Genomic DNA, 13,129 nt, shown 5'->3' on the forward strand with positions numbered 1-13,129 from the left:
AGGTCAACCTCTTTCTGTTTCGTGATGAAGCGGAACAAGAGGGGCAAAGCCCCTCTTGAAGCGCGTTATCGAAGGATGATAGAGTCCCGCTCCGGACCCACGGAGACATATCCGATGTGGCAGCCGATGGCCTTTTCCACCATCTCCACATAATCCCGGGCGGCCTTGGGCAGATCGTCCCAGTTGCGCACACCGGAGATGTCGCACTTCCAGCCGTCCACATATTCCGTCACCGGCTTTGCGTCAGCCAAAACGGCGGGGAAGGGGAATGCGTCGGTCTGCTTGCCGTCCAACTCATAGTGGGAGCACACGGGGATTTTATCCAGATAGCTGAGCACATCCAGCTTGGTCAGGGCAATGTTGGTGGCGCCCTGAACCTCCACGCCGTAGCGGGTGGCGACCAGATCAATAGGGCCGACCCGGCGGGGCCGTCCGGTCTTCGCGCCGTACTCATTTCCGGCTTCCCGCAGCTTTTCAGCCTCGTCGCCGAACCACTCGCAGGTGAAAGGACCCTCGCCCACGCAGGAGGAATAGGCCTTTACCACGCCCACGACCTCGTCAATCTTCGCCCAAGGCGCGCCGGAACCAACGGGGGCATAGGCCGCGATGGCGTTGGAGGAGGTGGTGTAGGGGTAAATGCCGTAGTCCAGATCCCGCAGAGAGCCCAACTGGGCTTCAAACAGGAATTTCTTCCCCTCGCTCTGGGCCTGACGCAAAAATGCGCCGGTGTCGCACACGAAGGGCTTCAGTTTTTCGCCGAAATCGTTCACCCACGCCATTAAATCATCCAAGGTATAGGGCTTTGCACCATATACTTTTTCAATGGTGAGGTTTTTCCACTCCAGAAGGTCGGCAAGGTGAGCCTTCAGGTGCTCGGGATACAAAAGCTCCCCGGCCTGAATGGTCTTCTTCTGGAACTTATCGGAATAGAAGGGGGCAATGCCCTGCTTGGTGGAGCCGTATTTCTTGTCCTTCAGGCGGGCTTCCTCCAGCCCGTCCAGCAGACGGTGCCAAGGCAGCAGCAAAGAGGCCCGGTCGCTGATCTTCAGGTTTTCCGGTGTAATGGAAACGCCCTTGGCGCGCACGTCCTCCATCTCCGACCACAGGCTCTCACAGTCCACGGCCACGCCGTTGCCCAGAATATTGACCACGCCCTTGCGGAAGATGCCGGAGGGCAGCAGGTGCAGAGCAAACTTGCCAAACTCGTTCATCACGGTGTGTCCGGCGTTGCCGCCGCCCTGATAGCGGATGACCACGTCGTATTGGTCGGTGATGAGGTCCACCATCCGACCCTTTCCTTCGTCGCCCCAGTTGATGCCTACAATCGCGCAGTTAGCCATAGCGCCAGCCTCCCAAAAGTTTCATTCGTTTTGGTTGGGGAAAATCTTCTTCAGTGAAGACCCACAACCTTATTAATTATACAGGTGAAACGGGCATAAGTAAAGGATTCGTTTTTAATGTCGAATATCAATTTTACAAATACCGCGTTTACTGGACGTATTTTGTGTTCCGGGGATGATAGGGGCACCGCCGCCCCAAACACTGGGCGTTTTCCGGAAAAAAGGAGCAGGTCACCTGTTCCGGTGCCTCCATGCGCACGCCCAGATGTTGCTCGGAAAATTCAATTGCCGCCAAAACGGCGGTAAAGGAATCCCGCTTGCAGCACCGCGGCCCGCCAAGCGATCCGATGCGGTCCAGCGCCAGCGCCGTCATGCGGTTGGCAAGGCCCCAAGCCTCGCCGGACAGGGGCGTGGCTCCAGCGGCGATGCTGACGAACATCCCGGCGGATACCGCTGCTCCGCAGCAGCCCCAAAAGCCGCAGGTTCCCCCGGGAACTTTTTGCCCGCGGCGGATCATTTCCTCCAGCGCATCCGGCCAGTCCAACGCTCCGCCGGAATTGCGATAGGCGCTCAACAGCGCCGCGCCCACCAGAATGTGGTGCTCCGGGCCGTGCATATAAATGGCGGGTAATTCCATGATGGAGTACATGAGAGCCACGGGATCTCGCTCGCAGCTGGAAAGGCAGACCTCCCGGATGACAGCCACGCCTTGCGCTTCGTGGCACCCGTCGCAGACAAAGTGTCCGTTTTCGCAATCGGCGTTGGCGGGAAAATGCTTGTGGCAGACGGCGCATTCAAATTCCCGCTCCCGTTCGTAATACCGCAGCGGCGCACCGCAGAGCAGACAGGCATTGGGCGTTCTCGACATGGTTCGGCCCCCTCGTCAAATATGGTTTTCCGGCTGTGCCAGTCCGGCGCGAGAAAAAAACCACGCCGACGGCCTAAAATGGGAAACAAGTGGTCGGATAATGCGCTGATATCAAAATTGTATCCGGCTCCGGCCGGGAAGTCAACCGTTCCGACGCGCTTTCCGGTAAAAAAGAGGAAGTGCGCTTTTCAAAAGACAATGTTCGTGGTAGAATAACCATGAGCGGCTATTTTGCAGATGGATATCATTTACTACAACGGCGCTCTGCGCCTTTGGCAAACTATCCGGATGTCGGCCGCTTTACAGACAGACCATCGCTTTCTCCTCCGCTTTGCGGAGGATCGAAGGAACGTCTGCCGCTATCATGTCCGGACAGCGGAGATGGGATACCTTTATTATATAGAAAACAGTGAAAAAACGCGGGAGGGGACGCGCAACATGGAAAACATCGGATTTGACAACGAAAAATATTTAAAACTCCAGTCGGAACATATCCGCCGCCGAATCGGGGATTTTGGGGGAAAGCTCTATCTGGAATTCGGCGGAAAACTTTTTGACGATTACCACGCTTCCCGGGTGCTGCCGGGCTTTGCACCGGACAGCAAAGTGCGGATGCTTCAGCAGCTTTCAAGCGATGTGGAGATTGTCATCGCCATCGCGGCGGGGGATATCGAAAAAAATAAAATTCGGGGCGATCTGGGCATTCCTTATGATGAGGATGTTTTGCGCCTGATTGATAATTTCCGAGCGCTGGGACTGTACGTGGGCAGCGTGGTCATCACCCGGTGGGAGGGACAGGACGCCGCCGAGAGCTTCCGCTACCGGTTGGAGAGTCTGGGCGTGCGGTGTTACCGCCACTATCCCATTGCAGGCTATCCTGCGGATGTGGAGCATATCGTCAGTGACGGAGGACTGGGGAAAAACGATTTCATCGAGACAAGCCGTTCTCTTGTGGTGGTGACGGCTCCCGGCCCCGGCAGCGGGAAAATGGCCACCTGTCTCAGCCAGCTCTATCATGAGCACAAGCGGGGCGTGCAGGCGGGATACGCGAAATTCGAGACGTTCCCCATCTGGAACCTGCCGCTGAAGCACCCGGTAAACGTGGCCTATGAGGCCGCCACGGCGGACCTTTCCGACGTGAATATGATCGACCCCTTCCATCTGGAGGCCTATGGCAAAACAGCGGTGAACTACAACCGGGACGTAGAAATCTTCCCGGTGCTGGACGCCATGTTCCGCAAGATTCAAGGCTCCTCGCCCTACAAGTCCCCCACGGACATGGGGGTCAATCAGGCGGGCAACTGCATTGTGGATGACGAGGTGTGCCGTTTGGCATCCCGGCGGGAGATTTTGCGGCGGTTTTACACCGCAAAGGCAGATGCGGCCCGGGGCCGGGGAGATGCGGAAGCGGTTCGAAAGCTGGAGCTTTTAATGAATCAGGCCGACGTGACGCCGGAGGTTTGTCCTGCGGTGGGAGCGGCCCTTGCCAAGGCGGAGGACACCGGCGCGCCCGCCGGAGCCATGCTTCTGCCGGACGGACGCATCGTCACGGGTAAGACCTCCGCCACGCTGGGGGCGGCGTCGGCCTTGCTGCTGAACGCGCTGAAAACGTTGGGCGGCATCGCCGATCAGCTGGAGCTGATCTCCGCGCAGGTGCTGGAGCCGGTATGCCGCCTGAAAACGGAATATCTCAGCCACAAAAACCCCCGCCTCCACACGGACGAGGTGCTCCTGGCACTGACCATCTCCGCGTTGACCAACCCGCTGGCGGAGCTTGCCCAGCAGCAGCTGCCAAAGCTGCGGGACTGCGAGGCACATTTCACCGTGATTCTCTCCCCGGTGGACGAGCAGCTGCTGCGGCGGTTGGGAATCCGGGTGAGCTGCGAGGCGAAATTCGGCAGCGGAGCGCTGTATCATAAATAAGGGAAACGTACAAATCTGAAGATAAGGACGAGATCTATGGACCCGATCATTCAACAACTGGCCGAGGAATTGAAGCAAAATCCGCAGTATGTGGAAAACGTGGTGAAGCTCATCGACGAGGGCAACACCATTCCCTTTATTGCCCGCTATCGCAAAGAGCTTCACGGAGCGATGGACGACACGGTTTTGCGGACGCTGGACGAGCGGCTCACCTATTTGAGGGGTTTGCAGGAGCGGCGGGAGACGGTGAAGTCCGCTATTGAAACCCAGGGCAAGCTGACGGAGGAACTGGCCTGCGCCATTGACAGCGCAAAGACGCTGGCAGAGGTGGAGGACCTTTACAGACCCTATAAGCAAAAGCGCCGTACCCGCGCAACCGTGGCAAAGGAAAAGGGGCTGGAGCCGCTGGCGCTGCTGCTGTACGCGCAGGAACGGGACTGCCCCGACCCGCTTTTGGAAGCCGCGAAATACATCGACCCGGAAAAAGGAGTGGAAACGGCGGAGGACGCGCTGGCGGGGGCTTCCGACATCGTGGCCGAGAGGATCAGCGACGATGCAGAGGTCCGTAAGACCCTGCGGGGGTTCTTGCAGCGGCAGGCAATCCTCTACAGCGAGGCCGCAACCGACGAGGATACGGTCTATCGCCTGTATTACGATTTCAACCAGTCCGTCTCCCGTTTGCAGGGTCATCAAATTTTGGCTGTCAACCGGGGTGAACGGGAGGAAAAACTGAAAGTCGGCCTTGAGATCGACCGGGAGGCCGCGCTGGTAACGCTGCGGCGCATGGTGCTGCGTCCCGGCTCCGCCGCCAACGCCTTTGTCCGCGCGGCAGCGGACGACGCGTGGGATCGTTTGCTGTTTCCCTCCCTTGAGCGGGAAATTCGTAATTTTCTCACCGACAGCGCCAGCGAAGGGGCCATCGGGCAGTTTGCGCTGAATCTAAAACCGCTTTTGATGCAGCCGCCGGTGAAGGGCAAGGTCACCATGGGGTTGGACCCCGGCTACCGCAACGGCTGTAAAGTCGCTGTGGTGGACGGCACCGGCAAGGTGCTGGACACCGCCGTGGTGTATCCAACCTATGGCGAGCGGCAGAAAAACGAGGCCATCAACAAGCTGGCCGGTATGGCCGTGAGCTGCGGCGTGGAGCATATCGCCATCGGCAACGGCACCGCCAGCCGGGAGACGGAGCAGATGGCGGTGGAGCTGATTGAAAAACTTTCCGCCATGGGCCGAAAGCTAAGCTACATGATTGTTTCGGAGGCCGGGGCCTCCGTCTATTCCGCAAGTCCGCTGGCGGCGGAGGAATTTCCGCAGTACGACGTGAACCTCCGCTCCGCCGTGTCCATCGCCCGGCGGCTGCAAGACCCGCTGGCGGAGCTGGTAAAAATCGACCCTAAGGCCATCGGCGTGGGCCAGTACCAGCACGACTGCCCCGCAAAGCAGTTGGACGAGGCACTGGGCGGCGTGGTGGAGGACTGCGTGAACGCCGTGGGCGTGGACGTGAACACGGCGTCGCCCTCCCTTTTGGGCTATGTGGCGGGACTGAACGGGACCACGGCTAAAAACGTGGTGAAATACCGGGAGGAAAACGGCCCGTTCACCGCGCGCAAACAGATTTTGAAGGTACCAAAGCTGGGGCCAAAGGCATTTGAACAGTGCGCGGGCTTTTTGCGGGTGCCGGAGAGCAAAAATGTGATGGATAACACCGCCGTCCACCCCGAGAGCTATGCCGCAGCGGAAAAGCTGCTGAAATTGACTGGATATACCATGGACGACGTGAAGGCCGGGACGCTTGGGGGCCTGCCCGACCGGTTGAAGGCCTATGGCGAAGAAAAGGCGGCGGCGGAGTGCGGCGTGGGCCTGCCGACGCTGCTGGACGTGGCGGCGGAGCTGCAAAAGCCGGGCCGCGATCCCCGGGACGAGCTGCCAAAGCCCGTGCTGCGCACGGATGTGTTGGATATGAAGGATTTGAAGCCCGGCATGACGCTGACCGGAACGGTCCGCAACGTGATCGACTTTGGCGTGTTTGTGGATATCGGCGTTCATCAGGACGGACTGGTGCATATTTCACAGGTCTGCGACAAGTTCATCAAGCACCCCTCCGAGGCCGTATCCGTGGGAGATGTGGTGAAGGTGGTTGTGCTGGAAGTGGACGCGAAGAAAAAGCGAATCTCCCTTTCCATGAAGCAGGCGAAGTAACAAATAGGAGGCGGATTCCTGTGACCATGCTGACCTTTGACGAGACGGGCGACGCGCTGGATGAGATTGCCGAGCAGTTTCCGCAGGCTTTGTTCCGGGGACTCAACGGCGGGGTGAATCTGCTGGAGGACGCGGTGGAGGACCCGGAATTTCCCGGCGGAGAGCTGTACATCATGGGGGAATTCTGCGACGACTGCTTGGGGAAGTATATCAACCTTTACTATGGGTCTTTCGCCGCTCTGGCCCAAAAAGAGGAGTGGACGGAGGAGGACTGGTCCGATGAACTTTGGACCACCCTCTCCCACGAGCTGACCCACCATATGGAGGGCCTTGGCGGACTGCACGGACTGGATGACCGGGACGAAGAGGAGATGGCGGAATTTCGCGAGGAATACCGCCGCCGGGAGCAAGCGAGGCGCCCCGCCAAGGAAGATACGGACTGCTGAGGGGCCGCCCGACGGTGTGTGGGGGAATATTTACCTAAAAATTGCAAACCCCCCTTATATTTTGTATCGTTTTTGCCGATAAGTAGAATGGTATCTGAAGACGCGTGTCCTGCGGATATGCGTCCCACCAGAATAAAAAGAAAAATAGAGAAATACCGGTGGGAGGAACAAGATGAAGAAGAAAAAGGTGAGCGGCGTCGCTGAAAAAAGCGACGCCAGCAAGAACAGCGCTAAGAAGAACGGTGCCAAGAAGGAAAAGCGGGCAAAGGTGACCACACTGCGCAGTCAGATGATTGCCGCGGTGACATCCATTTTTCTCGTTACCATTGTTTTGACCGTGGCGGCGGGGATCATTTCCAGTACATACGCCATTAAGAACAACGTCCGCGAGGATATGGGTGCCATAAGTCAGGTGGCGGAGAAGGCAGTGTCCAGCGAGATTCGAAATTTGAAGAGCAACGCGGAATCTATGGCGCGGATTTATGACGCGGCGGAGACGGACGGACAGATGTCTGCGTTCATTCGGGTGAAAAAGTCGCTTGCGGATTATGGTTTTTCCGATGCGGCAATTATTTTTGGGCAAAATGTATTAAAAACGGACGAATTTCTCTCCAATGCCGACCTGCTGTCTGACCCGTGCGTGCAGCAAGCGAAAAGCGGCAAGGCTGCTATGAGCACCACCCGAAAGCTGAAAGACGGCTCAGTGCGGTTTTTTGTCGCTGCGCCCACCAGCACCGGCTGTGTGCTCCTGACGGTGGACGCGCAGTATTTCAGCGACCAAATCAAGGATGTGGTGGTTGGAACCAGCGGCAACGTCTTTATGATTGACGCTGATGGTGTGATGATCGCCAGTAAGAATCCGCAGCTTGTGGAAGAACAGCAGAATTTCATTGAAAAAGGCAAGACGGACCCGGGCTATGAGGCCACGGCCGCGGTGTACACCCGCATGATCAACGGCGAAACCGGCGTGGATGAGTACAGCTACGAGACGGGGGCGCGCATTTGCGCATTCCGCCCGGTAACGGAGGCCGAAGGCTGGTCGGTGGGTGCGGTGGCGCCCATGCGGGAAATGACCGCATCGATTGTGTATATCGTTATGACGCTGCTGCTCTGCTCCATCGTGTGCATGGTGGTGGGCGTGATTCTGGTGGGAAAGTATGTTACCAGCGTGGCCAATCCCATCCGCGAGGCGACAGAGCGGATGTATCGGCTGGCGCAGGGCGATTTGAGCAGCGAGGTGAAGGTTTCCAAGCGCAAGGACGAGATCGGAACGCTCACCGGAGCGTTTTACGAAACAGTGGAGGCTCTGAAATCCTATATTAAGGATATTGACAACGTCCTGCGGGAGATTTCCAAAGGAAATCTTCTCGTAATGCCGCAGGCGGATTTCCGAGGCGAGTTCACAGAGATCCGAAAGTCCATGGATCAGATTTTGGATTCTTTGAACGAGACGTTCCATGAATTCCTGAATGCTACCTCTCAGGTGTCCAGCAGCGCCGCCCAGTTCTCTGCCGGAGCGCAGACGCTGAGTCAGGGCGCGACCGAGCAGGCTTCCTCTGTGGAGGAACTGGCGGCAACGATCAATGAAATCAACGATTCAATTTCCTCCAGCGCCAACAGTGCGGTGCAGGCCAACCAGCGCGTATATGCCGTGGGCCAAGAGGCGGAGGAGAGCAACCGTCAGATGAACGAAATGCTTCAGGCCATGACGGATATCAAAACTGCGTCCGACCAGATCGACAAGATTATCAAAACCATTGAGGACATCGCTTTCCAGACCAACATCCTCGCGCTGAACGCCGCTGTGGAGGCTGCCCGCGCCGGCAGCGCTGGCAAGGGCTTTGCCGTTGTGGCGGACGAGGTGCGAAACCTCGCCGGAAAGAGCGCGGAAGCATCCAAGGATACGGCGGCGCTGATTGAAAACGCGTTGAACGCGGTGCATCGCGGCACGGGTATCGCGGATAAAACTGCCCAGTCGCTGATGCGCGTGGTAAACGGCGTGAACGAAGTCAACAAGACGGTGACCGAGATCTCGGACAACGCCGCGCAGGAGGCATCCTCCGCCGCACAAATCAATCAGGGCATCGAGCAGATCTCCGGCGTTGTGCAGACCAACTCCGCCACAGCGGAGGAGAGCGCCGCCACCAGCGATGATCTGCTGCGGCAGGCGCAGACCCTGTTGGAACTCATGCAGAAATTTAAAATTCGCTGAGCAAAGGTCCCGGGGGCCTGCCTGCTTGGAATGGTAAGACGCCCGCGCCGAATTGGGCGCGGGCGTCATGACAGAAAGGAAGATCAACTGTGAACGAGACGGTAAAAACTCTTCTGGAGCGCAGAAGTATCCGCAAGTATCAGCCCCGTCAGGTGGAGGCTGCGGCCCTTGAGGAGATTTTGAAGGCCGGAACCTATGCCCCCAGCGCGATGGGCAAGCAGTCCGCCACCATTGTTCTGGTGCAGGACCCGGAGACAATTGCCCAGCTTTCCCAGCTCAACGCCGAGATTCAGGGCAATTCCGGCGCGGACCCGTTTTACGGCGCGCCCACCGTGGCGGTGGTGCTGGCGGACCCCACGCTGACTAACGAGGCCAACGCCCGGTGCGACGGGGCGCTGGTAATGGGCAACCTGATGAACGCGGCGGCAGCGGAGGGCGTTGGCTCCTGCTGGATCAACCGGGCAAAAGAAACCTTTGAACGGCCCGAGGGTAAGGCTCTGCTGAAAAAGTGGAATCTTCCCGAGACGCTGATCGGCGTTGGCAACTGCGTTCTGGGTTATGTGGCGATGGAGCCTAACGCGCCCGCGCCTCGTAAGGACGGCTATATCGTCCGGGTTTGAGGAGTGGACATGACTGAACTTCAAAGCGTGATACACGCGCAAAACATCCGTTATGACCGAAAAGCGGAAGCCCTTTATATCATTGACCAGACCTTGCTTCCGGGCGAGGAAAAGGAAATCCACCTTCAAACGGCGGAGGAGATGTACGACGCCATTCGGACGCTGAAGGTCCGGGGCGCGCCCGCCATCGGCATCTGCGCAGGATATTGCATGTATGTGCTGGCCAAGTCCATCCGGGGCGAGGATCAGCAGGTGTTTTTCAAAAAACTCAGCGACTACGGCGAATATTTGGATTCCTCCCGTCCCACGGCGGTGAATCTGAACTGGGCAATTCGCCGGATGCTGCGCACAGCCCTTGAACATGTGGGCTGCACCCGGGGACAGATGCTGGATGCGCTGTATGAAGAGGCGGTGGCGATCCACGAGGATGACATTGCCAAGTGCAAGGCCATCAGCGAATACGGCTTGACGTTGGTAAAGGACGGGGACGGTATCCTGACACACTGTAATGCGGGACCACTTGCCACCTCCCGGTACGGAACGGCTCTGGGTCCCATTCTGCTGGGAACGGAGCGGGGAATGAAGTTTAAGGTCTACTCCGACGAGACACGCCCTCTTTTGCAGGGCGCGCGGCTCACCAGCTATGAGTTGCAGCGCTCCGGCGTGGATGTGACGCTGATCTGCGACAATATGGCCTCCATTGTGATGAAAAACGGCTGGGTACAGGCCTGCTTTGTGGGCTGTGACCGCATTGCCGTCAATGGCGACACCGCTAACAAAATCGGGACCTCCGGCGTGGCGATTTTGGCCAAGCATTACGGCATTCCGCTCTATGTGTTAGGCCCCACCTCCACCATCGATATGGACTGTCCCGATGGGGAGCACATTCCCATCGAACTGCGGGACCCGGAGGAGATCAAGAACCTGTGGTACGAAAAGCCCATGGCTCTGCCCGAGGTGAAGTGTTATAACCCGGCCTTCGATGTGACGGATCACACGCTGATTTCCGGCATTGTTACAGAGCAGGGCGTGTGCCGCCCTCCGTATACCAAATCCCTTGCGGCACTGTTCAAGGGAAACTGATTTAATCTTCACAAATTTTAAAGATTTCGACAACAAAACGGAGTATTCAGCAAATAATATTACAAGGAGGAATCAACTGTGGCGACTCCTTCCGCCTGCAATGAGGCAAAGCCCGGCGAAATCGCAAAGGCAGTTTTGATGCCCGGCGATCCTCTGCGCGCCAAATATGTGGCCGAACACTATCTGGAAAACCCGGTCTGCTTCAACATGGTTCGCAGTATGCTGGGCTACACCGGCACCTATCGGGGCAAACAGATATCCGTCATGGGACACGGGATGGGCGTGCCCTCCATTGGGTTGTATACCTACGAACTATATCATATGTATGATGTGGATTCCATCATCCGCATCGGCTCTGCGGGGGGCGTGGGGGACAGCGTCCGCGTCCGGGATGTGGTGATCGCGCTGGGCGCTTCCACCAATTCCCACTTTGCCGATCAATACGGCTTTCCGGGCCAGCTGGCTGCCACGGCCAGCTATCCGCTGCTGAAAGACGCGGTGGCGGCGGCGGAATGTCTGGGTGTGCGGGCGGACGTGGGTCAGGTGTTTACCGCCGATCAATTTTACAACGACAACGCCGCCGCGGGCGAGATGTACCGCAAGTTCGGTATTCTGGCGTTGGAGATGGAGACGGCGGGGCTTTACTGGACTGCCCAGCGGGCCGGAAAGCAGGCGCTGTCCATCCTGACCATCTCCGACCACATCTTTACCGGCGAGGCCCTATCCCCTCAGGAACGGCAGGATTCCTTCCACGAGATGATGGAGATTGCGCTGGAGACGGCGTGGAAGTCTCTGAATTAACTAAGGCAGCGCCGCACAATGCGCCTGCGGCCCTTTGCAAATCATCCTTGCCGAGTTGCGCGGCGTTGCTCAAAAAACAGAATAAATTTTCAGTATACACGCAGGTGTGAATATTTCACATCTGCGTGTATATTTGTATATAAGAGATGCGATATAATAAAAAACCATCTATAAATGTATAACTATTGAAAATATACATTTTACAAAGAATAAAACATCAATAAATGCAAAAGCACCCAAAGTTTGGTAAAATCTTTGTGCAGGATTACACTTGAATAAATATCCGATAGTACCGTATAATAAACCCATCAAAAATGTTCGATGGAGGAATTCCTGTTATGAAAGATAAAAAAGATATCAAGAAGATCGTGCTGGCATACTCCGGCGGTTTGGATACGTCCATCATCATTCCTTGGCTGAAGGAGAACTACAACGACCCTGAGATCATTGCCGTTTCCGGCAACGTGGGGCAGGCGGACGAGCTGGAGGGCTTGGAGGAGAAGGCCAAGAAGACCGGCGCGTCCAAGCTGTACATCGAGGATCTGACCGACGAAATGGTGGACGAGGTGATTTTCCCGTCCATGAAGATGGGCGCGACTTACGAGCAGTATTTGCTGGGTACCGCCTTTGCCCGTCCTATCATTGGCAAGCGGCTGGTGGAGATTGCCAAGAAGGAGCACGCCGACGCCATCTGTCACGGCTGCACCGGAAAGGGCAACGATCAGGTCCGGTTTGAACTGGCCATCAAGCGCTTTGCGCCAGAAATGACCATCATTGCCCCTTGGCGTGAATGGGACATCAAGGGCCGTGATGAGGAAATCGACTATGCCGAGGTCCACAATGTCCCCCTGAAGATCAGCCGCGAGACAAACTACTCCAAGGACAAGAATCTGTGGCATCTCTCTCACGAAGGGCTGGATTTGGAAGACCCCGCCAACGAGCCAAAGTATGAACAGCCGGGCTTTTTGGAAATGGGCGTCAGTCCGGTGGACGCGCCCGACGTACCGACCTATGTGACCATCGGTTTTGAAAAGGGCGTTCCCGTCTCCATCGACGGCGAAAAGATGAAGGGCAGCGATATTGTCCGCAAGTGCAATGAACTGGGCGGAAAGAACGGCATCGGCCTTTTGGACATTGTGGAAAACCGTTTGGTGGGCATGAAGGACCGGGGCGTTTACGAAACCCCGGGCGGCACGATTTTATATCATGCTCACGCGGCCCTGGAGATGATCACCGTGGATAAAGACACCGCCCACATGAAGACGAAGCTGGCGGTGGACTTTGCGGATCTGATCTATAACGGCAAGTGGTTCAGCCCTCTGCGGGAGGCCCTCAGCGCCTTTGCCGACAAGACGCAGGAGCATGTCACCGGCGAGGTGAAGCTGAAGCTCTACAAGGGCAACATCATCAACGCGGGGATTACCTCTCCTTGCAGTCTGTATTCCGAAAATCTGGTGACGTTTGAGGAAAGCGACTACAACCAAAACGATGCCACCGGCTTCATCAACCTCTGGGGCCTGCCGGACACCGTGCAGGCGCTGAGAGAGCAGCACAAGCTGTAATCCAAACTGATTTTCGCCTCCCGGCGAAATGAAGTTCCGCCGGGAACCACCGGGACGGTCCCCCGGCCCGGCGGC

10 protein-coding genes are annotated in these 13,129 nt (G+C 57.2%); 8 read left to right on the top strand and 2 right to left on the bottom strand.

Annotation, left to right across the window (positions count from 1 at the left end):
- Positions 1-65: 65 nt before the first annotated feature.
- Complete coding sequence (locus ON16_RS01510; RefSeq protein ID WP_040658802.1) at positions 66-1,340, bottom strand: adenylosuccinate synthase; 1,275 nt, start codon at positions 1,338-1,340, stop codon at positions 66-68.
- A 148-nt stretch (positions 1,341-1,488) separates the two neighbouring features.
- Positions 1,489-2,208 carry a DUF5714 domain-containing protein gene (locus ON16_RS01515; protein WP_040658803.1) on the bottom strand — a complete coding sequence of 240 codons (720 nt, stop codon included), beginning with the start codon at positions 2,206-2,208 and terminating at the stop codon, positions 1,489-1,491.
- A gap of 438 nt (positions 2,209-2,646) precedes the next feature.
- Here ON16_RS01515 and ON16_RS01520 point away from each other — a divergent pair, with 438 nt between their 5' ends.
- From ON16_RS01520 to ON16_RS01555, 8 genes are all read left to right on the top strand, one after another.
- Positions 2,647-4,131 (top strand): DUF1846 domain-containing protein, encoded by a 1,485-nt coding sequence (locus ON16_RS01520; RefSeq protein WP_040659794.1) that lies wholly within the window; start codon positions 2,647-2,649, stop codon positions 4,129-4,131.
- 36 nt (positions 4,132-4,167) lie between these two features.
- Positions 4,168-6,330 (top strand): Tex family protein, encoded by a 2,163-nt coding sequence (locus tag ON16_RS01525; RefSeq protein WP_040658805.1) that lies wholly within the window; start codon positions 4,168-4,170, stop codon positions 6,328-6,330.
- 26 nt (positions 6,331-6,356) lie between these two features.
- Positions 6,357-6,776: a metallopeptidase family protein gene (locus ON16_RS01530; RefSeq protein ID WP_051131529.1), complete on the top strand. Its 420-nt coding sequence runs from the start codon at positions 6,357-6,359 to the stop codon at positions 6,774-6,776.
- Positions 6,777-6,948: 172 nt separating this feature from the next.
- Positions 6,949-8,988, top strand: a complete 2,040-nt coding sequence (locus tag ON16_RS01535; RefSeq protein WP_051131463.1) for a methyl-accepting chemotaxis protein — start codon at positions 6,949-6,951, stop codon at positions 8,986-8,988.
- 89 nt (positions 8,989-9,077) lie between these two features.
- The gene (locus tag ON16_RS01540; RefSeq protein ID WP_040658807.1) at positions 9,078-9,608 is read left to right on the top strand and encodes a nitroreductase family protein; all 531 of its coding nucleotides are present in this window, start codon (positions 9,078-9,080) and stop codon (positions 9,606-9,608) included.
- Positions 9,609-9,617: 9 nt separating this feature from the next.
- Positions 9,618-10,691, top strand: coding sequence for an S-methyl-5-thioribose-1-phosphate isomerase (mtnA, locus tag ON16_RS01545; protein ID WP_040658808.1), 1,074 nt, complete (start codon positions 9,618-9,620; stop codon positions 10,689-10,691).
- A gap of 78 nt (positions 10,692-10,769) precedes the next feature.
- Complete coding sequence (gene deoD, locus ON16_RS01550) at positions 10,770-11,492, top strand: purine-nucleoside phosphorylase (RefSeq protein ID WP_040658810.1); 723 nt, start codon at positions 10,770-10,772, stop codon at positions 11,490-11,492.
- A 338-nt stretch (positions 11,493-11,830) separates the two neighbouring features.
- Positions 11,831-13,054 carry an argininosuccinate synthase gene (locus tag ON16_RS01555; RefSeq protein ID WP_040658812.1) on the top strand — a complete coding sequence of 408 codons (1,224 nt, stop codon included), beginning with the start codon at positions 11,831-11,833 and terminating at the stop codon, positions 13,052-13,054.
- The last annotated feature ends 75 nt before the right edge of the window (positions 13,055-13,129 follow it).

The sequence above is a fragment of the Oscillibacter ruminantium GH1 genome, assembly GCF_000307265.1.
Classification (GTDB): Bacteria; Bacillota; Clostridia; order Oscillospirales; family Oscillospiraceae; genus Oscillibacter; species Oscillibacter ruminantium.